The 21,844-nt window shown below is 67.9% G+C and carries 20 protein-coding genes and 1 other RNA gene; 10 read left to right on the top strand and 11 right to left on the bottom strand.

From position 1 onward, the window contains the following. Positions 1 to 16 precede the first annotated feature (16 nt). The 5 genes from hflC to AC2FAN_RS17830 all read right to left on the bottom strand — a co-directional run bounded on the left by hflC (position 17) and on the right by AC2FAN_RS17830 (position 4,054). A complete protein-coding gene (hflC, locus tag AC2FAN_RS17850) occupies positions 17 to 952 on the bottom strand; it encodes a protease modulator HflC (protein WP_265054111.1) in 936 nt (311 codons plus the stop codon). Then, positions 949 to 2,106, bottom strand: coding sequence for an FtsH protease activity modulator HflK (gene hflK / locus AC2FAN_RS17845; RefSeq protein ID WP_265054112.1), 1,158 nt, complete (start codon positions 2,104 to 2,106; stop codon positions 949 to 951). Before hflK ends, hflC begins: the two co-directional genes overlap by 4 nt. A gap of 154 nt (positions 2,107 to 2,260) precedes the next feature. Further along, complete coding sequence (locus AC2FAN_RS17840) at positions 2,261 to 2,776, bottom strand: dihydrofolate reductase (RefSeq protein ID WP_485175777.1); 516 nt, start codon at positions 2,774 to 2,776, stop codon at positions 2,261 to 2,263. 4 nt (positions 2,777 to 2,780) lie between these two features. Further along, positions 2,781 to 3,263, bottom strand: a complete 483-nt coding sequence (locus AC2FAN_RS17835) for a GNAT family N-acetyltransferase (RefSeq protein ID WP_485175776.1) — start codon at positions 3,261 to 3,263, stop codon at positions 2,781 to 2,783. Continuing rightward, positions 3,260 to 4,054, bottom strand: a complete 795-nt coding sequence (locus tag AC2FAN_RS17830) for a thymidylate synthase (RefSeq protein WP_476804858.1) — start codon at positions 4,052 to 4,054, stop codon at positions 3,260 to 3,262. Before AC2FAN_RS17830 ends, AC2FAN_RS17835 begins: the two co-directional genes overlap by 4 nt. Before the next feature lie 166 nt (positions 4,055 to 4,220). Here AC2FAN_RS17830 and AC2FAN_RS17825 point away from each other — a divergent pair, with 166 nt between their 5' ends. From AC2FAN_RS17825 to AC2FAN_RS17795, 7 genes are all read left to right on the top strand, one after another. Beyond that, a complete protein-coding gene (locus AC2FAN_RS17825) occupies positions 4,221 to 4,535 on the top strand; it encodes a PepSY domain-containing protein (RefSeq protein WP_485175775.1) in 315 nt (104 codons plus the stop codon). A 189-nt stretch (positions 4,536 to 4,724) separates the two neighbouring features. Beyond that, complete coding sequence (locus AC2FAN_RS17820; RefSeq protein ID WP_485175774.1) at positions 4,725 to 4,988, top strand: PepSY domain-containing protein; 264 nt, start codon at positions 4,725 to 4,727, stop codon at positions 4,986 to 4,988. A gap of 38 nt (positions 4,989 to 5,026) precedes the next feature. Further along, positions 5,027 to 5,413, top strand: a transfer-messenger RNA (tmRNA) gene (gene ssrA, locus AC2FAN_RS17815). Between the two features lie 56 nt (positions 5,414 to 5,469). Next, on the top strand, positions 5,470 to 6,048 hold the full coding sequence (locus AC2FAN_RS17810) for an SspB family protein (protein WP_265054118.1): 579 nt from the start codon (positions 5,470 to 5,472) through the stop codon (positions 6,046 to 6,048). A gap of 10 nt (positions 6,049 to 6,058) precedes the next feature. Continuing rightward, the gene (fumC, locus tag AC2FAN_RS17805; RefSeq protein ID WP_485175773.1) at positions 6,059 to 7,453 is read left to right on the top strand and encodes a class II fumarate hydratase; all 1,395 of its coding nucleotides are present in this window, start codon (positions 6,059 to 6,061) and stop codon (positions 7,451 to 7,453) included. 14 nt (positions 7,454 to 7,467) lie between these two features. Continuing rightward, positions 7,468 to 7,668, top strand: a complete 201-nt coding sequence (locus tag AC2FAN_RS17800; RefSeq protein ID WP_476804862.1) for a DUF4169 family protein — start codon at positions 7,468 to 7,470, stop codon at positions 7,666 to 7,668. Next, positions 7,665 to 7,889, top strand: coding sequence for a ribbon-helix-helix domain-containing protein (locus tag AC2FAN_RS17795; protein WP_265054121.1), 225 nt, complete (start codon positions 7,665 to 7,667; stop codon positions 7,887 to 7,889). The genes AC2FAN_RS17800 and AC2FAN_RS17795 overlap by 4 nt, the downstream gene beginning before the upstream one ends. Positions 7,890 to 8,235: 346 nt before the next feature. On the opposite strand, the gene AC2FAN_RS17790 is transcribed toward AC2FAN_RS17795, so the two are convergent. Beyond that, on the bottom strand, positions 8,236 to 11,832 hold the full coding sequence (locus AC2FAN_RS17790) for an AsmA family protein (RefSeq protein ID WP_485175772.1): 3,597 nt from the start codon (positions 11,830 to 11,832) through the stop codon (positions 8,236 to 8,238). A gap of 137 nt (positions 11,833 to 11,969) precedes the next feature. Next, on the bottom strand, positions 11,970 to 13,409 hold the full coding sequence (locus AC2FAN_RS17785) for an FAD-binding oxidoreductase (protein WP_485175771.1): 1,440 nt from the start codon (positions 13,407 to 13,409) through the stop codon (positions 11,970 to 11,972). Positions 13,410 to 13,612: 203 nt separating this feature from the next. Here AC2FAN_RS17785 and AC2FAN_RS17780 point away from each other — a divergent pair, with 203 nt between their 5' ends. Next, entirely contained in the window at positions 13,613 to 14,179 is a 567-nt protein-coding gene (locus AC2FAN_RS17780; protein ID WP_265054124.1) for a thioesterase family protein, read from the top strand. A gap of 12 nt (positions 14,180 to 14,191) precedes the next feature. On the opposite strand, the gene AC2FAN_RS17775 is transcribed toward AC2FAN_RS17780, so the two are convergent. From AC2FAN_RS17775 to AC2FAN_RS17765, 3 genes are all read right to left on the bottom strand, one after another. Next, on the bottom strand, positions 14,192 to 14,989 hold the full coding sequence (locus tag AC2FAN_RS17775; protein ID WP_485175934.1) for a potassium channel family protein: 798 nt from the start codon (positions 14,987 to 14,989) through the stop codon (positions 14,192 to 14,194). Positions 14,990 to 15,053: 64 nt separating this feature from the next. Next, positions 15,054 to 15,719: a class I SAM-dependent methyltransferase gene (locus AC2FAN_RS17770; RefSeq protein ID WP_485175770.1), complete on the bottom strand. Its 666-nt coding sequence runs from the start codon at positions 15,717 to 15,719 to the stop codon at positions 15,054 to 15,056. Next, positions 15,716 to 16,981, bottom strand: a complete 1,266-nt coding sequence (locus tag AC2FAN_RS17765) for a BtaA family protein (protein ID WP_485175768.1) — start codon at positions 16,979 to 16,981, stop codon at positions 15,716 to 15,718. Before AC2FAN_RS17765 ends, AC2FAN_RS17770 begins: the two co-directional genes overlap by 4 nt. A 199-nt stretch (positions 16,982 to 17,180) precedes the next feature. On the opposite strand from AC2FAN_RS17765, the gene msrB reads away from it, so the two are divergent. After that, a complete protein-coding gene (gene msrB, locus AC2FAN_RS17760; RefSeq protein ID WP_485175933.1) occupies positions 17,181 to 17,615 on the top strand; it encodes a peptide-methionine (R)-S-oxide reductase MsrB in 435 nt (144 codons plus the stop codon). A 59-nt stretch (positions 17,616 to 17,674) separates the two neighbouring features. Here the strand turns inward: msrB and AC2FAN_RS17755 are convergent, their stop codons facing one another. After that, positions 17,675 to 19,324, bottom strand: coding sequence for an acyl-CoA dehydrogenase family protein (locus AC2FAN_RS17755; protein WP_485175766.1), 1,650 nt, complete (start codon positions 19,322 to 19,324; stop codon positions 17,675 to 17,677). A gap of 115 nt (positions 19,325 to 19,439) precedes the next feature. Here AC2FAN_RS17755 and AC2FAN_RS17750 point away from each other — a divergent pair, with 115 nt between their 5' ends. Continuing rightward, positions 19,440 to 21,821: an ATP-dependent helicase gene (locus AC2FAN_RS17750; protein ID WP_485175764.1), complete on the top strand. Its 2,382-nt coding sequence runs from the start codon at positions 19,440 to 19,442 to the stop codon at positions 21,819 to 21,821. Positions 21,822 to 21,844 lie beyond the last annotated feature (23 nt).

The following is a 21,844-nucleotide window of genomic DNA, read 5'->3' as shown; positions in this document are numbered from 1 at the left end:
GCGTCGCTCGCCATGATCAGGGACGTGCCGGCGCGGGCACGGCAGGCGCCGCCGGGGTTCCGGCCTGGCCATCCTGACGCTGCGCGTTCGGTCCGTTGAAGAAGCGGAAGAACGGCGAATCCGGCGTCAGCACCATCCGGGTATCTCCTGGCTTGATGCTGGCTTCATAGGCCTGCATCGAGCGGTAGAAGGAGAAGAACTCAGGATCCTTGCCGAAGGCTTCGGCGAAGACCTTGTTGCGTTCCGCCTCGCCCTCGCCTCGGATCTCGTCGGAGCGCTGCTGCGCTTCGGCGACGATCACGGTCGCGTCCCTGTCGGCCCGCGCCCTGATCTCCTGCGCCTGCTGGCCGCCGAGCGCGCGGGCTTCCGCCGCCTCGCGCTGGCGTTCCGTCTGCATGCGCTGGAACACCGCCGCCGAGTTCGCCGCCGGCAGATCGACGCGGCGCAGCCGGACATCGACCACCGTCATGCCGAAGCGCGCCGCCTCGCGGTTCACGTCGTCGCGGATGCGGTTCATCAGCCGCGAGCGCTCGGTGCGCACCATCGCCGTGAAGCTCGCTTCCGCCAGTACCGAGCGGACATTGCCGTTCACGATCGAGGCGAGCTGCGAATTGGCCCGCGGGATGTTGTTGACCGCCTGATAGAAGCGCAGCGGATCGGAGATCCGGTAGCGCGTGAAGGCATCGACCACGAGACGCTTCTGGTCCGAGGCGATGATTTCCTGCGACGACAGGTCGAGGTCGAGGATGCGGTTGTCGAGCAGCGTCACCGTCTCGACCGGGGCGAACCACTTGAAGTAGAGGCCCGGAGCCGTCTTGACCGCGCGCACCGCGCCGAGCCTGAGCACGATCGCCGACTGCGTCTGCGAGACCACGAAGGTGCAGGCGTAGAGCACGACCGCGACGGCGGCGACGACGACCAGCGCGGCCGCGCGAAGGAAGGAGCCGTTCATCGGGTGGCTCCCTGCTGACGGGCGCCCGGGACCTGACGGCCCGCATTGAGCTGATCCAGCGGCAGATAGGGCACGACGCCCTGCCCGCCGACCGGGTTGTCGAGGATGATCTTGTCGGTGCCGCCCATCACGCGTTCCATCGTCTCCAGGAACAGACGCTCGCGCGTCACGCCCGGAGCGTTCTTGTACTGCTCGTAGACCGCGTTGAAGCGGCTCGCCTGACCACGGGCTTCGGCGACGGTCTGCTCCTTGAAGGCCTCCGCCGCCTGCACGAGCTGGGCCGCCCGGCCGCGCGATTCCGGCACGACGCGGTTGGCATAGGTCTGCGCCTCGTTGCGCAGGCGTTCCTGGTCGGCGCGGGCCGCCTGGACGTCGCGGAACGCGTCGATGACCTGCTGCGGCGGGTCGACCTTCTGCAGCTGGACGAGGCGGATCTGCACGCCGGCATTATAGCCGTTGAGCGTCTCCTGCATCAGCTGGCGCACCTCGTTCTCGATCGCGCCGCGATCGGTCGTCAGCACGGGCTGGATGTTGCGGCGGCCGATCACCTCGCGCATGGCGCTCTCGGCCACGGCCTTCACGGTTCCCGGCGGGTCCTGGATGTTGAAGACGTAGTTCTCGGGCGCGGCCGGGTCGATCTGCCACTGCACGATGAAATCGATGTCGACGATGTTCTCGTCGCCGGTGAGCATCAGGCTCTCTTCGGTCACGTCGGTCTGGCGCGCGCTGCGCACCGATTCCACGGTCCGGAAGCCGACCTCGGTGGTGATGACGTTCGTCACCTGGGGCTTGATCACGTTGCCGATCGGATAGGGCCAGTTCCAGTTCATGCCTTCGCCGGTCTTGCCGGCGAAGCGGCCGAACACGACGTTGAGGCCGACCTCGTTGGGGCGGACGAAATAGACGCCCGAACCGAGCCAGATCAGGATCAGCGCGAGAAGGCCGAGAATGAGCCCGCGCCCGCCGATATTGCCGCCCGGAACAAGGTTCTTCAGCCGGTCCTGGCTGCGCCGCAGGATCTCTTCGAGATCGGGCGGGTTGCCGTTGCCTCCGCCTGAGCCGCCGCCCCAGGGGCCTCCGCCGCCGCTACCTCCGCGCTGGCCCCAGGGTCCACCCCCGCCGCTGCCACCGCCGCTCTGATTGCTCCAAGGCATTCTCGAGCCGTTCCCTTCCGTTCCGTAGAGGCCGAGCCATAGGCGAATAGCGGCCGCTTGTCAGCGCCTTCGGCTGAAGGCGCTGGGCTGAGTTGGTCATGGGCCACGGATTCGTCAACGGCGCAAGCCATTCATCGTGAACGGAAAGCGGCGATCAGCCGCGCCTGTGATGGGTGACGAAGGTATAAGGATGCTCGTTATCGGCATCGGCCGGATGGGGCTCCTTCGCACCGGGAAGGAAGGCGTAACGCTCCCAATCGGGAAAAAGCGCGTCTCCCGGGGGCTTGGTGTGAACCAGCGTGAGCTCGAGCCGATCAGCCAAAGGCAGCGCCTGCCGGTAGATCTCGGCGCCGCCCGCAACAATGACGGAATCGGCTCCGCTCGCGGCGGCGACCTCTTGCCCGAGCGCCAGCGCCTCGTCGAGCGAATGCGCGATCCTGACCCCTTCGGCCGAGAAGCCGGCATCGCGGGTCAGCACGATCGTCTCGCGCCCCGGCAATGGCTTGCCGATCGAGAGGAAGGTCTTGCGCCCCATCAGCACGGGGCGGCCGAGCGTCAGGCTGCGAAAGCGCCTGAGGTCCGTCTTGAGCCGCCAGATCAACCGGTTGTCGTCGCCGATCACGCCGTTGTCGGCGATGGCTGCGATCAACACGATCGGACGTTTCTCCATGGCTTCAGTCCTCCGCGCCCAGCTGACTGAGCGCCTCGCCTTCCAGCCGCTTGACCGTCCACTCGTCCTGCGCCCTGGCCCCGATCGCGCGATAGAAAACGCGCGAAGGCTCGTTCCAGTTCAGCACCCACCAGGCCAGGCGCGGCAGTTTCTCCGCGACGCAGCGGCGCGCCAGCCCCGCGATCAGCCCCTTGCCGATGCCGCGTCCACGCTGGCCAGGCCTGACGTAAAGGTCCTCCAGCCAGATGCCGTGGCGGCCCGAGAAGGTCGAATAGGTGTAGAACCAGACGGCGAAGCCGACCGGCTCGCCCTCCCATTCGGCGATGTCGCAGAAGGTTCGGGGATTCGGGCCGAACAGCGCCGCGTCGATCTCCGCTTCGGTCGCAACGACCTCGTGCAGCAGCTTCTCGTATTCGGCCAGTTGCTTGATGAAGCCGAGCACGAGCGCGGCCTCGCCGGGCCGGGCGGAACGGATGGTCAGCGTCATACGGCGATCGGAGCCTTGATGGAGGGATGCGGATCGTAAGCCGTGATCGTCACGTCCTCGAAGCTGAAATCCTCGAGCCGCGTCACGGCGGGGTTGAGCGAGAGCTTCGGCAGCGCTCGCGGTTCACGCGAAAGCTGCAGCCGCGCCTGATCCAGATGGTTCACATAGAGGTGCGTATCGCCGAAGGTGTGCACGAAATCACCGACGCCGAGGCCCGTGACCTGCGCCACCATATGGGTCAGCAGCGCATAGCTCGCGATGTTGAAGGGCACACCGAGGAAGACGTCGGCCGAGCGCTGGTAGAGCTGGCAGGAGAGCTTTCCGTCCGCCACGAAGAACTGGAACAGGCAGTGGCAGGGCGCCAGAGCCATCTTCGGAATATCCGCCGGATTCCAGGCCGAGACGATCAGGCGGCGCGAATCCGGGTTGCGCCTGATCTCGTTCACCAGCCAGGCGATCTGGTCGATGGTCTGCCCGTCCGGCGCCGGCCAGGAACGCCATTGCCTTCCATAGACGGGCCCGAGATCGCCGTTCGCATCGGCCCACTCATCCCAGATCGTGACGCCGTTCTCCTGCAGGTAGCGCACATTGGTGTCGCCGCGCAGGAACCAGATCAGTTCGTGGATGATCGACTTGAGATGCAGCTTCTTGGTCGTGACCAGCGGAAACCCCTGCGACAGGTCGAAGCGCATCTGATGGCCGAACACGGCGATGGTGCCGGTTCCGGTGCGGTCGTCCTTGCGGGTGCCCTCGGTCAGGACGCGTTGGAGCAGGTCGTGATACTGGCGCATGGTGAATCTCTGGGAAGCGGGCGAGCATAGCGGCTCGGCGGCGCCTTGGCCCCCTCGCCGTCGCATGCATCCCCAGCCTTTGCACACCCTCCCGCCAATCCATGGCCGGAACAATGGCGAAGGCCTCCCGTTGCCTCTCAGACAATCGAAAACAGGGAGGCAGTCCATGCTTTCGCGCAGACCGATCCTGGCGCTCGCCTGCATAGGTCCGTTCTGGCTTCACGGCCAACTGGCCCAGGCGCAGGCGCCCGCGCCCATCACCCCCGCGAAACCGGCCGTCTCGATGGACGAGGCCCGTCGTATCGCAGCCGATCATGGCGTCGTCCGCATCGAGGAGATCAAGCTCGACGACGACAAGTGGAAGGTCGAGGGCCGCGACAGCACCGGCGCCGAGATCGAAATCGATCTGCGGGCCAGCGACGGCGTCGTCATCAAGATGGAGCGCGAACGGCCCGCCTCGGCCAAGGCCGGCCGAAGCTGACGCATCTTCGAGCGAAGCGGAAACCGGTTCGCGTCAAGACAATGCGATGAAACAACGAGTCCGTGCTTCCTCGAAGCGCGGGCATGCCCCAAGCCTCACGCCATCGCGACCGGCCGTGAGCAACTGCATCCGCAAACCCGCCTCAATCCGGGCCGCACATCGCGGCCCGATTCGTGGGGGATTGAGACGATGCAGGCGAAAGCCGCGATGGTCCGTTTGCTGGCTGCGCTCGCGCTGAACGGATTTGTCATTGCGGCCGGACAGGGCGCGGAGCCCAACCCGGGCGCGACGATTTCGGAAAGTCAGGCGCGCGACATCGCCTGGAGAGCGGGCCTCGTCCATGTCGAGGAAATCACCCGATCCGACGACCGCTGGGAGATCGCCGGCCGCAGCCTCGACGATGGCGAGATGGTGCTCGATATCGACATCAGAAATGGTCGCATTCTCGATTGAGGCCGTAATGCCGCACAACCCACGGAAATCGGCGCAGCGCTCTTTCCCCGCGCCGATACTGTCCCTATATTCGTCGGTGCCGCTCGCAAGAACGGCTATGGCGATAAACGGATTTCGGAATAAGCCTTTCGGACCCGGGGGCGGTACCCGGCGCCTCCACCCCAGCCCTGCGGCGCGAGCAGCAGGAACTTGCAACCCGACGGTTGCAGGGCTGCGGCGGGGGCGAAATAGGATCGACGAGGGTGTAAAGGTCTTCCTTTTGCTCGGCATGGTTCCGCCGTTATCGGGCCAAAAGCATAGTTGCCAACGACAACAATGCTCGGGTCGCCGTCGCCGCGTAAGCGGTGCTGGTTCCCAAACCAAAGCCCTTGCGTTTAGCCGCGTAAGGCGGGGCTCGGAGGCGCCTGGCAACAGAAGCCTCCACTTTCATTTTGGCCTGCCGGCTGTTCCCGCCGGAGCAATAAGCGGAAACATCGACCTGATGTCCAAGGATGTGCTGCGTTACGATCTGATGGTTCAGGAGGCGCTGAAAGGCGTCGTCCGCAAGATCCTGACGGAGGCGGCGCGCGACGGGCTGCCGGGCGAACATCATTTCTACGTCACCTTCCGCACCGGTGCGCCGGGCGTGCGCGTGTCGCAGCGTCTGCGTGAGAAGCACCCGGACGAGATGACCATCGTGCTCCAGCATCAGTTCTGGGATCTCAACGTCGGCGACCATTCCTTCGAGGTCGGGTTGTCCTTCTCCGGCGTGCCCGAGCGGCTGCTCGTTCCCTTCGATGCGGTGACGACCTTCTTCGACCCTTCCGTGCAATTCGGCCTGAAGTTCGAGACCCAGGATCAGGCCGAGGACGCAGCCGACGCGCCGCAGCCCGAGCCGGCGGCCGCCCCCAGCGCCGTCCCGGCCAAGGTCGTGCCGGCGGGTGTGCCCGCGCTGAAGACCCGTACGCCAGTGGCCGAAACGGCCGACAAGGACGGCGACACGGCGACGCAGGACACCGATGACGACGGCAAGAGCGGAGCCGAAGTCGTCAGCCTCGATTCCTTCCGCAAGAAGACCTGACGGACCTCCCATGACCGAGACGCGCACCGAAACCGATTCGTTCGGCCCCATCGCCGTGCCTGCGGATCGATATTGGGGCGCGCAGACGCAGCGCTCGCTGGAAAACTTCAGGATCGGCGGCGAGCGCGAGCGCATGCCGCTGCCGCTGGTACACGCCCTCGTGCTGGTCAAGAAGGCTGCCGCTCACGTCAACGCCCGCCTCGGCCTGCTCGACCAGCGCGTCGCCGGCGCCATCGGCCAGGCCTCGGACGAGGCGCTCGCCGGCAAATTCGACGGCCATTTCCCGCTCGTGATCTGGCAGACCGGCTCCGGCACCCAGTCGAACATGAACGCCAACGAGGTGCTGGCGAACCGCGCCAATGAACTGCTCGGTGCCGGCCTCGGCGCCAAGAGCCCGGTCCACCCCAACGACCACGTCAATCGCGGCCAGTCCTCGAACGATGCCTTCCCCACCGCGATGCATATCGGCGCGGTGCTTGAGATCACCCGCAAGCTGCTGCCGGCCCTGCGCAGCCTCGAGAAGGCGCTGAACGCCAAGGCCGAGGCCTTCAGGCATCTCGTCAAGATCGGCCGCACCCACCTGCAGGATGCGACGCCCGTCACGCTCGGCCAGGAATTCTCCGGCTATGCAATGCAGCTCCATCTCGGCATCGGCCGGATCGAGGCGGCACTCGGCGGGCTCTATGCGCTGGCGCAGGGCGGCACGGCCGTCGGCACCGGCCTCAACACCCACCCGGATTTCGCCGTCCTCTTCGCCAAGGAAGTCGCGACGCTGACCGGTCTGCCCTTCCGCACGGCCGAGAACAAGTTCGAGGCCCTGGCCAGCCACGGCGCGCTGGCCGCGGCCCATGGCGCCCTGGCGGCGCTCGCCTCCGACCTCTTCAAGATCGCCAACGACGTCCGCCTGATGGGCTCCGGCCCGCGCTCGGGCCTCGGCGAGATCAGCTTGCCCGAAAACGAGCCGGGCTCCTCGATCATGCCGGGCAAGGTCAACCCGACCCAGGCCGAGGCGCTGACGATGGTCGCGACCCAGGTCCACGGCAACCAGGCGACGATCGGCTTCGCCGCGTCCCAGGGCCATTTCGAGCTCAACGTCTTCAAGCCGGTGATCGGCGCGGCCTTCCTGCAATCGGTCCGGCTGCTGGCCGACGCGGCCGACAGCTTTTGCACCAACTGCGTCGAGGGCATCGAGGCCAACGAGACGCAGCTCAAGGAGCTGCTCTCGCGCTCGCTCATGCTGGTGACGGCGCTCGCTCCGGCGATCGGCTACGACAAGGCTGCGAACATCGCCAAGTCCGCGCATCACAACGGCACGACGCTCCGCGACGAGGCGCTCAAGGCCGGCGTCGACCCCGATCTGTTCGACAAGACGGTCAAGCCCGAGCTGATGCTCGGCCCGGCCTGACGGGAGCCTCGCTCATGGCCGAGATCATCAACCTCCGCCGCGCCCGCAAGCAGAAGGCGCGCACGGAGGCTGAGAAGACGGCCGAGCAGAACCGCATCAGCTTCGGCCTGAGCAAGGCCGAACGCAGCCTTGCCGAAGCCGAGCGCGCCAAGAGCGCCCGCCATGTCGACGGGCACAGGCTCGGCGGCGACGACAAGGACCCGGAACCGGCATGAAGCCCGAGCGCAAGCGCTCGCTCAGCATCGCCGGCCATCGCACCAGCATCTCGCTGGAGGATGCCTTCTGGGATGCGCTGAAGGAGATCGCCGCGGCGGAAGGCCGCCCGGTCGCCGCCCTGGTCGCCGACATCGACTCCGGCCGGGGGGAGCTCAATCTCTCCTCCGCCCTGCGCCTGCACGCCCTCGCGCATTACCGCCGCTTGGCAGGCCGCCCTTAGACCCTGCTGATATTTACGAAACCGCGCCATCATCCCGGGCTCCCGGGATCCATCGTAGAACGCAGCGCCTTACGATGGATCCCGGATCTCCGCTTCGCTGCGTCCAGGATGACCCGCTTTTCCGTGAAAACGCAGCAGACTTAAGCCGTGTGGCAATTGCTGGATCGCTCCTGATCGGAGCCCCCTGTCGTTCCGGGGCGTGCCGCAGGCGCGAACCCGGAACGACAGGGGGTTTTGGCGGAAAGCGACACGTCCGACAGCGGCGCACCGGCAGCTAAAAAGCACACCGCCTCAAATACTTGCGCTGAAACCCTGAATCAACCTGCCAACCAGTTGAATCAGAATCTCAATTCAGCGGCGCGTTGCGTGGCTGCGGCACCGGCGCGATCTGGAAAGGCGGCGGCAGTTGTGGCGCGGCCCCCCCGGTCGGAGGCTGGACCGCACCTTCCGGGGAGCTGCTGCGCGGCGCGCCCGGCAGGACCAAAGGGCCGGGCTGCGGCTGGGGCGGCGCCGATTGCGCGGCCGCTCGCTCGGCGGCACGCGCACGCTCCTCGGCATCCGCCCGGCGACGCGCCTCCACTTCGGCCCGTGCCTGCTCGACACGGCGCACGTCTTCGGCCCGTTTCTCCTCGGCCTGGCGACGCTGCTCCTCGACTCGACGCGCCTCTTCCTGCCGCTTCTCTTCGGCCAGGCGGCGCTCTTCCTCGGCCTTCACGAACTCGTTGAGCTTGCGCTCGTTCTCGCGCATCTCACGCTCGGCCCGCAGCCGGCGAGCATGGATCGCCCGTTCGCGGGCATCGGCCTCGAAGGCTTCGACACGCTCGATCTCGCGCGCCAGCGCCCGGGCCGCCACGGTGTTTGACAGGGCGCTGACATCGCTCTCGCGCCGCAGGTTCGAGAGGGGCCCGCGCCAGGCGATCCCGATCTGCGGCGCATCGCCCGGCCAGCCCTTCGGCAAGGCGCCGAGCGGCTTGAGGCCGAGCCTGAGATCGGCATTGAGCGCGCGCAGATCGACGGCGCCGCTCGCCTCGGCGCGCAACCCGTTGCGCTCGAAGCTGAACGGCTGCAGCCGGACCAGCCCGCCCGCCAGCGTGAAGGGAAGTGCCACGTCGCTAAGCGCCCAGGCGTCGCGGTCGAGGGCCGCGGCGATCCTGTCCTGCAGGCGCGACGCATCACTCTCGGAGGCGTCCTCGCCGGTGCTGGCGATGACGCGCGCATACGCGTTCGGGTCGAAGCGGGCGAGGCGCGTCTCCGACAGCGCGAGGCTGCCGGCCCCGCTCAAGCCGGCGATCAGCCTTGCCGGGGTCTCGCCCGAGCCGCCGAACTCGATCTGACCCGAAGCCTTGCCGCCGACCGCGCCCTTGGTCAGATCGCCGAGATCGATCGCCATCACGCTCAAGCGCCCGTTGAGCTGCGCAAGCCCGCCATCGCGCCGCAGGCTGAGCCTGCCCGCCAGCTGCCCGCCGCCGAAGGCGCCCCGGATGTCGTCGACCCGCAGGCCGTCCTGGTCCGAGCGCAGGGCGAAGCTCGCATTGCGGATCGTGCCGCCGTCGAAAGCGGCAAGCGAGCCGGCCTCGACGGCGATGTCGATATCCGGCAACCCGGCGACGCGACCGAAGCGGGCGGTGGACCAGATCGACCCCGGCGACGACGGTGCAGGCCCCAACGACGCCGCGATCAACTGGCGCAGATCGGCTGAGGGGATCGCGATCCGGCCGGTGTAGCGCCCCTCGCGCGGCAGGGTGAGGACGCCGCTGGCAGCCATGCCGCCGAGATTTGCCCGGATGGCGTCGAGCTTCACCGCCTCGCTGGTCACCTCAAGGCGAGCATGCGCATCGAGGATGCCGTCGGGCAGCAGCCTTGCGGGTCCCTCGGCCAGGATCTGGCCCGGCCCCTCGGCTTGGACCGAGAGCTGCGGCCCGCTTGCGCCGTCCTCCACGACGATGGAAAGCCCCGGCCCGGCGAGAGAGCCGACGGCCCGCCCTTGGCCCAGTTCGAGCGCCAACCTGCCGGCCCCGCCCTGCATCGGCGTCGGCAGGCCGAGCGCCGTGAAGGCCTGCCGACGGTCAGCAAGGTCGAAGCCCAGATTGGCACGGCTCCAGTTGCCCGCGCGATCGAGCAGGCCGCTGATCGACAGCTTTCCCGCTGCGGCTGTGCCTTCGGCGGAGAGCGCCGTCTCGCCGGACGCTGCCCGCGTCAGGCGGAAGCTGGCATCGAGCCGCGCCAAGCCTTCCCCTGCCCGTATCAGGGCCTGCGTGGCCGCTTCCGGCAGCAGCGGCCCGGCCAATGCCGTCAGGGTCTCGAACCGCGGCGCACGGACTCGCCCGGTGATCTCCCCGCCCTCGGCCAGAAGCGAGCCGGCGCCGGTGACACTGACCCCGCCGAAACCGTCCACTGAAAGCCGGCTGAGCCGCCAGATATCGCCCTCCCGGCGCAGATCGAGGCTGGCCGACCCCGGCGGGGCATTGCGGAAGCGCGCATTGGCGAGCGTCAGGTCGAGGGCGATGTCGCGCTGCCTGAACAGGCCACCGAGGCTCGCGCCCGGCGGCAGGGCGTCGAGCGCGAGCCCGCTCACCGTCGCCTTGGCGGCAAGCCGGGCCGGACCAGCCTCGCCAGAGGCGTCGAGCCGCAGGCCGGAGGAGCCGACGACCAGCAGACGCTGGAATGTGGCACGTTCGCCCGCCCATGAACCGAGCGCGTCGGCATCGATCCGCCCGAACCCCGCGACGAAATCCGCTAGCGCCGGATCGAGGCCAGCACGCGCCAGCACCAGCGCGACCCGGCGCGCATCCTCGGCCTTCAGATTGATGCGCCCGGAAGCCCCGTCCGCATTGATACTCCCGCTCGCACCGGCAAGCGCGCCGGCGACGCGCACCGACGCGGAGGCATCGCTCAGTCCCCCATCATGCAGGCGGCCGCGCAAGGCAAAGCCCGAGAAATCCTCGCCGCGCCAGATGACCTGGTCGAGGTCGAGCCCGACATCGACCGTGCCCGGCAGGCCCTGCAGGGCCCGTTCGAAGCCCTGGCGCTCGGCCAGCGCCGCCATCAGCGCATCGGCATCGAGCCGGCGCGCGCGCAGCGCCAGCGAACCGGCGCCCCTTCCGGGCAGATACTGGCCCTCGCCCTCCAGCCGCGCGGCGCCACCGGCGAGATCGAGCGTGAGCCCGGCGAGATCGAGCTGGCGGCTGCCGCCCTTGACCCTCCCCGAGAGCGCGACGGCCCCGCCCGGCGAGAGACCGAAGGCGCCATCGAGCTCGACGCCGACACGACCCTGCCCCGATGGCAGAACCAGCGAACCGTCGAAATTGAGCTGCAGATCCTCGCCGGTGAGAAAGGCTTTGGTGCGCAGCCGGCCGCCCTCTTCCAGTTCGCCCGTGGTCACGCGCAGCGAGGCGCCGGCCACCTCGCCTTCGAAGCGCCAGGGGCCGGCGAGGCTGACCGCGGACACCTCGGCGGCGATGGGCGACAGCGAGACCGCCGGCTTGCCGGGTTCCCGCCAGACCAGGGCCGAACGGCCGATCCGGAGACGATCGAGCCGCGCCTCGGTTGGGAGACCCTTGCCCGTTCGCGCGGGCATCTGGATTGCGCCGGCATCGTCGAGAACAAGTGAGATCGCGGCGCCGTCGATCTCGGCCTCGGAGAAGCGGAACTCCCCGCGCGCCATCGCGGCCAGCGCCAGCTCGACGGTCACCTGCTCGGCCGTCGCCGAACTCGTGGCGCCGTTGCCGCTGCCGATCCTGACGTTCTCAAGCGAGATGCGCGGCGAAGGCAGCAGGCGCAGGCCGATGGCGCCGCCGATCTGCGTCTCGACGCCAAGCGCCTCGCTCAGCCTGGCCTCGATCTGAGGCCGGTAGGCCCGCCAGTCGACGAAGCCGGGGCCGATCAGGGCCGCCAGCAGCGCCAACACCAGCAGGCCGGCCAGAACTGTCAGGCTTTCACGCAACGTTCGCTTTCTGTCCCTGTCGCCGAGATGGCGTAGCGCCGGTTGGAAACCGGCAGCCGCGCGCGATCATGCCTGCAAGTCGCGGCGGGATCACGACATTTTCGCGAAGGGCGCGGGCAGCGCAAGCCGCGCCGATGTCACAGGACGACGATTTTGCCGGGATTGAGGATGTTCTGCGGATCGAGCGCCCGCTTCAGCGTCCGCATCACCGCGAGCGCCTCCGGCCCATGTTCCTGTTCGAGATACTTCATCTTCTTCTGGCCGACGCCATGCTCGCCGGTGCAGGTGCCGCCCATGGCGAGCGCGCGCTTGACCAGCCGGTCGATGAAGCCCTGCGCCCGCTCGACCTCGCCTGCGTCGTTGAGGTCGACCAGCGGCTGGGTGTGGAAATTGCCATCGCCGACATGGCCCGCGATCGGCGCGATCAGCCCGGAGGCCTCGATGTCGCGCTTGGTCTCTTCGACGCATTCGGCGAGCTGCGAGATCGGCACGCAGACATCGGTCGCCACCGACTCGAAGCCGGGCCTCAGCGCCTTGGCCGCCCAATAGGCGTCATGGCGCGCCTGCCAGAGCTTGGAGCGGTCCTCCGCCTTGGTCGCCCAGTCGAAGGGGCCGCCGCCGAATTCGGCAGCGATCTCGCCGAAGCGCTCGGACTGCTCGGCAACGCCGGCTTCCGTGCCGTGGAACTCGACGAACAGCATCGTCGTCTCCGCCAGGCCGAGCTTGGCATGCAGATTGACGCCGCGGATCATCACGTCGTCGAGCAATTCGATGCGAGCCACCGGCAGGCCGGTCTGGATGGTCAGGATCGTCGCGTCGCAGGCCGCCTTCACCGAAGGGAAGGGGCAGACGCCGGCGGCGATAGCCTCCGGGATGCCGTGCAGCTTCAGCGTCACCTCGGTGATGATGCCGAGCGTGCCTTCAGAGCCGACGAGCAGGCGCGTGAGATCGTAGCCGGCCGAGGTCTTGCGGGCCCGCGTCGAGGTCTTGACGACGGAGCCATCAGCCATCACCGCCGTCAGCGCCAGAACATTGTCTTTCATCGTCCCATAGCGGACGGCATTGGTGCCGGAGGCGCGCGTCGCCGCCATGCCGCCGATCGAGGCGTCCGCGCCGGGATCGATCGGGAACATCAGGCCCTGGTCGCGCAGATGCTCGTTGAGCTCCTTGCGGGTCACGCCAGCCTCAACCAGCACGTCGAGGTCCTCGCCATGGACGGCGATGATCCGCTTCATCTGCGACATGTCGATGCAGACGCCGCCGAAGGGCGCGTTGACATGCCCTTCCAGCGAAGTGCCTGTACCGAAAGCGATAACCGGCACGCCATGCGCGGCGCAGAGCTTCACGATCTCGGAGACCTCTTCCGTGCTCTGCGGGAAGACCACGGCATCCGGCGGCTGGTTCGGGATCCAGGTCAGGGTGTGGCCGTGCTGCTGGCGCACCGCGAGGCTGGTGACCAGCCGGTTGCCGAAGCGCGCGGCCAGCGCCTGCGTCACGGCTGCGACGGCATCGGGAGAAGGCGGCAGCACTGCGGCGGAGGCAGGGCTGTCATGAAGGGCGGCGGCAGGCAGGCTCATTGTCAAGATCCGGTTTTGGCGCTTAGACTTGGAACAGATCGGTTTCGCAATTGGTTACGGTCTGACATCATCCTGGCTGCAACAGCCGGGTCGAAGTGCTGACGCTGATTGCGATCGATGCATAGTAGATCATGCGACGACAAAATGGGCATCCGCAATAATGCGGCCGTCCCTTGATCGAGGCGCCTGACAGGGAGGCGATCATGAAACACGATACACGCGCCCCGGCGCTGTTCTTCGCACCCTTCGTCTCCTCGGCGATGCGGGTCGAGCCGCAGTGGATCGACTATAACGGCCATCTCAACATGGCGTACTACCATGTCCTGTTCGATCGCGCGGTCGACGAGGTTTTCTCGCTGGTCGGCCTGACGCGGGACTATGTCGAGACGCGGCACGCCTCCACCTTCACGGCGGAATGCCACATCCTCTACAAGCGCGAGCTGACGGAAGGCGATCTCGTCCGCGTCACCGCCCAGCTCATCGGCTTCGACGACAAGCGCCTGCACTATTATCTCGAGATGCGCCACGCCCATGAGGGCTGGCTCGCCGCGACGAGCGAGAACCTGTCGCTTCACGTCGATATGCTCCATCGCAGGGTCGTGCCCTTCCCGGCCGACATTCTCGCGAACATCGCCCTGATGAAGGCCGCCCATGGCATGATGCAGGTGCCCGCCACGATCGGGCGCATCATCGGCATGCCCAGGAAGTCGGCGATCCGCGTCGGCGAGATGGCTGAAGAGCGCGAGACCGAGATCGAAACGCGCCACTGAGCGGCCCGCGCCTCAGACATCCTCGTCGGGAATCTTCAGCTTGTGCCCGCAGGCCTTGCAGTAGACCGCGTCGGGCTCATGCCGTTGCAGCGCGCATTCCGGGCAGGGAAACAGCACCTTGTTGGGGCGAAACAGCGCCTGCGCCAGCCGCACGAACAGCGTGATCCCGACGATCATCACCACGATCGACGTCAGCTTGCCGGCGACACCGGGCAACGTCACGTCGCCGAACCCGGTCGTGGTCACGGTGGCGACCGTGAAGTAGAGCGCCTGGACGTAGCTCTCCAGCCCGCCCGCCTGCCGGAAGAAGAAGGTGTAGACGAAGCCGGTGACGACGAAGAGGAAGGTCGCGATGTTGCTCAGCGCCCGCACCACGTTCTCCCACTCGCGGAAGCGGGTGGAGCGGAACTGAGACCAGACGATGCCTTTATGCGAGAGCGACCAGAGACGCAGGATGCGCAGGAAGCCGAAATTCTCTAGCCATTGCGGCGCCAGCAACGTCGACAGGATGAACAGGTCGAGCAGCATGGTCGGCTGGCGCAGCAGCCGCAGCATGTTGGTCGAGGCGAGCAGCCGGGCCCCGATCTCCGCCACCATGATCACCGCGACCGAATAATCGATCCAGAGGAATGCCGGCTGCTCCCGTAGCAGCGGCGTGGCGACGAAGAAGGCGATGATCAGCAGATCGACGATCGTGGTGACCGCCTGGAAGCGCAGGGCCGCCGGCGTCCGGCCGTGATAGAGCTGGCGCAGCCGGTCGCGAAGGCTTTCGAAACGGCTCTCTTCGGGCGGGGCGTCGGCGGCATCCATTGCGGCGAGCATAGGCGCTCGCCGGATGAGCCGCTACCAGCGCCGCCGCCGGCCGGGCTGCATATCAGCGGCGCGTCGCGACGGCGTGGACCGCATAGCCACGATAGGGCGCGGCGAGCCGGCAATCGGCGCCGGCCGCCTCCGCGAGCGCCCGCACGGTTCCCGGCAGATCCTCCCGCGGCGTGACATGGAACAGGCCGAGCCAGCGCAGCAGCACCGCCTTGAAGGCGGCGGGCAAGCCATCCTGATCGCCGAAATCGACGATGTGCAGCGCCCCGCCCTCGTCCAGACGGCGCAAAGCCTCGGCGATGACGCCCTGCCAGGGCGGGATCATCGACAGCGCATAGGAGATCACGATCCGGTCGAAGCCGGGAAGGCCGAACAGGGCCTGCGGATCGAAATCAGTGGCATCGGCCTGCGCAAGACTGACCCGATCCTCCAGTCCCGCACGCGCTACCGACGCGCGCGCCGTCGCCAGCATCGCGCCGGAGACGTCGAGCCCGTAGCAGGCGCAGTCCGGATAGCGCCGCGCGATCCGGATCAGGTTGCGCCCGGTGCCGCAGCCGATTTCCAGAACGGTCGCGCCGGATGGCGGCCACAGGCCATCGATCAGCTGGTCGCGGCCGAGCAGGTAGAATTTCCGGCTGGCATCGTAGATATGGCGCTGGTGCCGGTAGATCCGGTCCATCAGCCCGGCGGCGGTAACGGCCGATGCCTCGGCCGCGCTCATCGGGCCTGCCCCTTCAGGACATAGAGGTGGAAGCCGCCATAGATCGCGGAACGGTCCTGCCGGCACAGTTCGCGGCTGCGCTCTTCCTCGTAGCGCCACTGGTCGAGGATCGCGGCCGGCACCCGCCCCGGCAGCAGGCGCTCGTCGGCAGCCGTGCGGAAGATCACCCGTGCACCCGGCCGGGCCGTGCGCGTGATCTGCGACCACAGCGCCGTCAGGTCGGCATCGTTCATCCAGTCCTGCGCATCGAGCAGCACATAGGCGTCGCAGCTCTCGGCCGGCTGGTCCTCCAGCAACGCCGTGACCGGGGTCTGGCGATAGGACACGTTCGAGGCGCGCGCCTTGACCGTCGCGAAATGCCCCGGCTGCAGATAGGGCGGCAGCGCCGCATCGGCGCCTTCGGCATAGCGCCGGCCGAAGGCCTGCTGCGCGAAGTAGTTGCCCTTGAGGTCGAAATCGCAGGCGAGCCGTTCGAGCCGCAGCTTCAGCGCCCCGAGGATGCCATCCTCGCCATCGGCGGCCAGCGCCTTGTACTGCGCCGGCGGGATGCCGAGCCCATAGAGCGAGGCCGGCTGCCGCACCAGCCAGCGTACCAGCCTGCGCTCGAAGACCGGCGCGAGGTGCCGCTCGTAGAGCGCCCTCTGCTCCGCGAGGTCGCGGGCGGCGAGCATCGCGCGGGGATTGCCCCCGAGCAGCCGCGCCAGCACATGGCCCGTGCCGATGAAGCGGCCGAGCAGCCCATAACGGTAGAAGCCGTTGGCGAAGAGGTTGATCCGGCGCCGGGCACTGAGCCCCCGGCCTTCCCAATAACCGCGCGAGACGGCATCGAGATGCGGCGCGATCTCGCGGTCGTAGAGCGCGATGTTGTCGCGCGCGTTCGCCCGGCCGAAGAAGCGCAGGAACGTCTCATGGCTTTCCAGCCGTGCCAGCGCCGCGAGCTTCAGCCGGCCGAGCGCGATATGCGCCCCGTTGAGGTCGACGGCACTCACGCGGACTGGCGCCGCCGTTAGATAGGAGAGGATGTTGCAGGACCCCGAGGCGATCGCCACGACGTGGTCGTCGGCCTTGAGCTGCAGCGCCGCCATGTCGACGACCGGGTCCTCCCAGATCTGCGGATAGACCAGACCCGAGAAGGCCCGCGCGAACAGCCATTCCAGCATGCCGGCCTTCGAGAGCGTCTTGCTGCGCCGGACCGCCGAGCCGAGCCCCGAACTGGTCATGCGGCGCGCGGCACGCGCCGTCTGTGTCGCTTGTTGCGTCACGGTTTCCTCCCTCTGCGGGTGGCGGGGCTGCTAGAGGAGTCGCGTGACGGTCAGGTGACGAAGCCCGCCAAAGTGCCACAGCATCGTGAAATAGCGGGGCAGGCCGAGGGGTGAAATCCGGCCGGCGAGTCGCCATATTGCGAGGCACGAGACGGATGGCGGCCCCACCGCCCGCTGAAAGGAGATCGCAATGGGTCTGATGAGCATGTTCGGCGAGCCGAAGAAGGCGGACGAAACCTTCCCGTTCCAGCTGACCGACGCAGAGTGGCGCGCGCGGCTGACGCCGGAGCAGTACCAGATCCTGCGCGGCCATGGCACGGAGCGGGCCGGCTCCTGCGCGCTCAACTTCGAGAAGCGCGCCGGCACCTTCTCCTGCGCCGGCTGCGGCCAGAAGCTGTTCAAATCCGGCAAGAAGTTCGAGAGCGGTACGGGCTGGCCGAGCTTCGACCAGCCGTTGGAAGGCGCGGTCGAGACCAGCGAAGACCGCAAGTTCGGCATGGTCCGCACCGAGGTGCATTGCGCCAATTGCGGCGGCCATCTCGGCCACGTCTTCCCGGACGGCCCGCCGCCCACCGGCCTGCGCTACTGCATCAACGGCGTGGCGATGAACTTCGAGGCGGCGGAAGCGGCTTGAAGCCTACTGCCGTCATTCCGGGCTCAGGCCTTCGGCCTGCCCCGGAATGACGGTGCGCTCTATGAAGCCCGTGGCACCGCCCTTCGCGCCAGCGCAGCCGCATCGACCGAAACCGGCAGATCGCCGAACTGCCCCGACCAGCCATCCCCGAGCCGCGTCGCGATGAAGGCATCCGCGACCTCCCCCGGAGCATGCCGCAACAGCAGCGAGCCCTGCAACAGCAGCGCCAGCCTCTCCGTCAGCCGCCGCGCCTGTCCCTCGTTGCGCATCAGCTCCGGCAGATCGCCCTCCAGCCGCTTCAGCGCCGCGTCATAGCGTCGATCCGCCCCGGCAGCCGTCAGCAACTCCGCCCGCAGCACATCCACCACCCCCTCCTCCCGCATCAGCGAGCGCAGCACGTCGAGGCAGATGACATTGCCCGAGCCCTCCCAGATCGCGTTGAGCGGCGCCTCCCTGTAGAGCCGCGCCATCGGGTTCTCCTCGATGAACCCGTTGCCGCCATGGCATTCCAGCGCCTCGGTGACGACGGCGGGCGCCCGCCGCGTGATCCAGTATTTCGCGATCGGCGCCCCGACCCGCGCCAGCAGGCGCTCGCTCTCGGACGTCTCCTGCCGGTCCAGCGCCGCAAAGAACCGGAATGCGAGCCAGGCGGCGGCCTCGGCCTCGATGGCGAGATCGGCGAGCACGTTCTGCATGATCGGCTGGTCGATCAGCGCCTTCTGGAAGGCGCGCCGGTGCTGCGCATGATGGGCCGCGAGCGACACCGCCATCCGCATCAGGCCGGAGGACGCCGCCGCGATGTCGAGCCGCGAATTATGGTTCATCGAGAGCCCGGTGCGGATGCCACGTCCCGGCTCGCCGATCAGGTGCCCGATGGCTCCCCGGAACTCGACCTCGGACGACGCATTCGAGCGGTTGCCGACCTTGTCCTTGAGCCGCTGGATCGCGACGCCGTTGCGCGCTCCGTCAGGCAGCCATCCCGGCACGACGAAGCAGGAGATGCCCTCCGCCGTCCGCGCCAGCGTCAGGAAGACGTCGGAATGCGGCACCGAGAAGAACCATTTCCGGCCATGCAGCGAGAATGTGCCGTCGCGATTATCCTCGGCCACCGTCTGTGTCTGGCGCAGATCCGAACCGCCTTGCGTCTCCGTCATCGCCGTGCCGACCGTCGCGCCGGTCTTCAGATGCGCTGGCCCCTGCCTCGGATCGTAACGGTTGGACGTAACGAGCGAACCCCACTGCTCCCAGAGCGCAGCATCCTGCTTCAGCACGGGCACAGCGGCATAGGTCATGCTGATCGGGCAGCAGATGCCGCTCTCCGCGCCGTACCAGAGATATTGCAGGGCGGCCCGCGCCACCTGCGCGCCGGGTTCGGGCTGGTTCCAGGCCAGCGCATGCGTCTCCTGCCCGATGGCAAGGCCCATCAGTTCATGCCAGGCCGGATGGAAGGCGATCTCGTCGATGCGGTTGCCGAAGCGGTCGAAGGCCCGAAGCTCCGGCGTATGGCGGTTGGCGAGATAGGCGAGCTCCTGCACGCGGCCGGAGCCGACCGTGCGCCCAGCCTCATGCAGCCGGGCGCTGGCCCAATCGGCACCGAAGACCGCGACGATGCGAGGCAGCACCGGATCGGCGGCGAAGACATCGTAATCCGCCAGCACAGGCACCTGATTGGTGACCTCCCAGCGCCCGTCGCTGCCATGCTCGACCATTGCTGCCACCTCCCTGTGGAACGGGATATAAAATGATCGCTCCGGCAGGGCGCAATCCTGACATCGACGCCCTATATTTGCCGGAGAACGAATCACGCACGAGCAGCTTAGACCCTTGTCCGATACCGACGCCTTTTCCGCTCCCTTGCCCCGCCCCGGCGGACTGGCCGCGCGCGCCGCGGCGCAGCCGGCGGCCGGCTATCTCGCGGGTCTGAACCCGGAGCAGCGCCAGGCTGTCGAGGCGACGGAAGGCCCGGTGCTCGTGCTCGCCGGCGCCGGCACCGGCAAGACCCGCGTGCTCACCACCCGCATCGGCCACCTCATCTCGACCAGCCGCGCCTACCCTTCCCAGATCCTCGCCGTCACCTTCACCAACAAGGCGGCGCGGGAGATGAAGGAGCGCGTCGCCCATCTCGTCGGCCCGGTCGCCGAGGGCATGCCCTGGCTCGGCACCTTCCACTCGATCTCGGCCAAGCTGCTGCGCCGCCATGCCGAGCTGCTCGAGCTGCGCAGCGACTTCACCATCCTCGACACCGACGACCAGATCCGCCTGATGAAGCAGGTGATCCAGGCCGAGGGCATCGACGAGAAGCGCTGGCCCGGCCGGATGCTGGCGGGCTTCATCGACAGCTGGAAGAACCGCGGCCTTAGCCCCAAGGACGTCGCGCCGGGCGAAGCCGCCGTCTTCGCCAACGGCAAGGGCGGCAAGCTCTACGCCGCCTATCAGGAGCGGCTGAAGGCGCTGAATGCCGTCGATTTCGGCGATCTCCTGCTGCACTGCCTGACGCTGTTTCGCGACTATCCGGACGTACTCCAGACCTATCACGACCGCTTCCGCTACATCCTCGTCGACGAGTACCAGGACACCAACACGGCGCAGTATCTCTGGCTGCGCCTCTTGGCGCAGGGCCGCCGGAACATCTGCTGCGTCGGCGACGACGACCAGTCGATCTATGGCTGGCGCGGCGCCGAGGTCGACAACATCCTGCGCTTCGAGCACGATTTTCCGGGCGCGACCGTGATCCGGCTGGAGCGCAACTACCGCTCGACCGGCCATATCCTCGCCACCGCCTCCAAGCTCATCGCCCGCAACGAGGGCCGCCTCGGCAAGACGCTGCGCACCGAGGATGAGCTCGGCGAGAAGGTCACCGTCACCGGCGCCTGGGACAGCCAGGAGGAAGCCCGCCTCGTCTCCGACGAGATCGAGGCGATGCAGTCCAAAGGCCAGGACCTCGGCCAGGCCGCGGTGCTCGTGCGCATCTCCGCGCAGATGCGCGAGATCGAGGAGCGCTTCGTCCAGGCCGGCGTGCCCTATCGCGTCATCGGCGGCCCGCGTTTCTACGAGCGCGCCGAAATCCGCGATGCGCTCGCCTATCTGCGCTGCGTGGTATCGCCGACCGACGATCTCGCCTTCGAGCGCATCGTCAATGTGCCCAAGCGCGGGCTGGGCGACGCGACGGTCCAGCTCCTGCACAACCACGCCCGCGCCACCGGCTTCTCGCTGATGCAGTCCGCCCGCGCCGCGGTCGAGAGCGATGAGTTGAAGCCCAAGGCGCGTACGGCGCTGCGCGAGCTGGTCGAGGCCTTCGGCCGCTGGTCGGCCCGCGCCGAGCATATGCCACAGGGCGAGCTCGCCGAACTGGTGCTGGAGGAATCCGGCTACACCGAAATGTGGAAGAAGGACCGTTCGGCCGATGCCGCCGGGCGTCTCGAAAACCTCAAGGAGCTCGTGCGCTCGCTCGACGAGTTCCCGGACCTGCCGGCCTTCCTCGAGCACGTCTCGCTGGTGATGGATGTCGCCGACGGCGAATCCGGCGCCCGCGTCTCGATCATGACGCTGCACGCCGCCAAGGGGCTGGAGTTCGACACCGTCTTCCTGCCCGGCTGGGAGGAAGGGCTCTTCCCCAACCAGCGCGCGCTCGACGAGAGTGGCCGTGCCGGCCTCGAGGAGGAGCGCCGCCTCGCCCATGTCGGCCTGACCCGCGCCCGCAAGAAGCTGAAGCTCTATTTCGCCTCGAACCGGCGCATCCACGGCCTCTGGCAAACCAGCCTACCCTCTCGCTTCATCGACGAGCTGCCGGAGGAGCATGTCGAGGTCGAGCAGGCCCCGAACAGCTATTCGCAGGGCGGCTACGGCGCCTCGCGCTTCGACCGGATGGAAAGCTTCGGCTCCAGTTACAATACGCCGGGCTGGCAGCGCGCGCAGGAGAACCGGGCGAAGAACGGCGGTGGCAGCAGCGGTTTCTCCGAAAGCGGCCGCGGCTTCAGCTCGGGCGGTTTCGGCTCAGGCTCGCGCCAGCGCGGCCCGCTGCTGATCGAAGGCGAGCTGACGGCGAAATCATCCGGCGAATCCGCCTATGGCGAGGGCGCCCGCGTCTTCCACGTCAAGTTCGGCCCCGGCTCCGTCGCCAGCGTCGACGGCAACAAGCTCACCGTCGATTTCGACAAGGCCGGGCGGAAGATGGTGCTGGATAGCTTCGTGCAGAAGGCGGGGTGATGGCGGCGAGGCGTCACCTAGCG

The organism is Allobosea sp. RIT-PG3_2 (assembly GCF_057321085.1).
This window is presented reverse-complemented; position numbering and strand designations above follow the sequence as displayed.

Excerpts from the sequence above, each read along its gene's own strand:
- AC2FAN_RS17810 (WP_265054118.1), top strand. The coding sequence starts at position 5,470 with ATGTCCAAGGATGTGCTGCGTTACGATCTGATGGTTCAGGAGGCGCTG.
- AC2FAN_RS17830 (WP_476804858.1), bottom strand. The coding sequence starts at position 4,054 with ATGCGCCAGTATCACGACCTGCTCCAACGCGTCCTGACCGAGGGCACC.
- fumC (WP_485175773.1), top strand. The coding sequence starts at position 6,059 with ATGACCGAGACGCGCACCGAAACCGATTCGTTCGGCCCCATCGCCGTG.
- AC2FAN_RS17795 (WP_265054121.1), top strand. The coding sequence starts at position 7,665 with ATGAAGCCCGAGCGCAAGCGCTCGCTCAGCATCGCCGGCCATCGCACC.
- hflK (WP_265054112.1), bottom strand. The coding sequence starts at position 2,106 with ATGCCTTGGAGCAATCAGAGCGGCGGTGGCAGCGGCGGGGGTGGACCC.
- AC2FAN_RS17840 (WP_485175777.1), bottom strand. The coding sequence starts at position 2,776 with ATGGAGAAACGTCCGATCGTGTTGATCGCAGCCATCGCCGACAACGGC.
- AC2FAN_RS17770 (WP_485175770.1), bottom strand. The coding sequence starts at position 15,719 with ATGAGCGCGGCCGAGGCATCGGCCGTTACCGCCGCCGGGCTGATGGAC.
- AC2FAN_RS17820 (WP_485175774.1), top strand. The coding sequence starts at position 4,725 with ATGCAGGCGAAAGCCGCGATGGTCCGTTTGCTGGCTGCGCTCGCGCTG.
- hflC (WP_265054111.1), bottom strand. The coding sequence starts at position 952 with ATGAACGGCTCCTTCCTTCGCGCGGCCGCGCTGGTCGTCGTCGCCGCC.
- AC2FAN_RS17835 (WP_485175776.1), bottom strand. The coding sequence starts at position 3,263 with ATGACGCTGACCATCCGTTCCGCCCGGCCCGGCGAGGCCGCGCTCGTG.
- msrB (WP_485175933.1), top strand. The coding sequence starts at position 17,181 with ATGAGCATGTTCGGCGAGCCGAAGAAGGCGGACGAAACCTTCCCGTTC.
- AC2FAN_RS17800 (WP_476804862.1), top strand. The coding sequence starts at position 7,468 with ATGGCCGAGATCATCAACCTCCGCCGCGCCCGCAAGCAGAAGGCGCGC.
- AC2FAN_RS17785 (WP_485175771.1), bottom strand. The coding sequence starts at position 13,409 with ATGAGCCTGCCTGCCGCCGCCCTTCATGACAGCCCTGCCTCCGCCGCA.
- AC2FAN_RS17780 (WP_265054124.1), top strand. The coding sequence starts at position 13,613 with ATGAAACACGATACACGCGCCCCGGCGCTGTTCTTCGCACCCTTCGTC.
- AC2FAN_RS17825 (WP_485175775.1), top strand. The coding sequence starts at position 4,221 with ATGCTTTCGCGCAGACCGATCCTGGCGCTCGCCTGCATAGGTCCGTTC.
- AC2FAN_RS17775 (WP_485175934.1), bottom strand. The coding sequence starts at position 14,989 with ATGGATGCCGCCGACGCCCCGCCCGAAGAGAGCCGTTTCGAAAGCCTT.
- AC2FAN_RS17755 (WP_485175766.1), bottom strand. The coding sequence starts at position 19,324 with ATGGTCGAGCATGGCAGCGACGGGCGCTGGGAGGTCACCAATCAGGTG.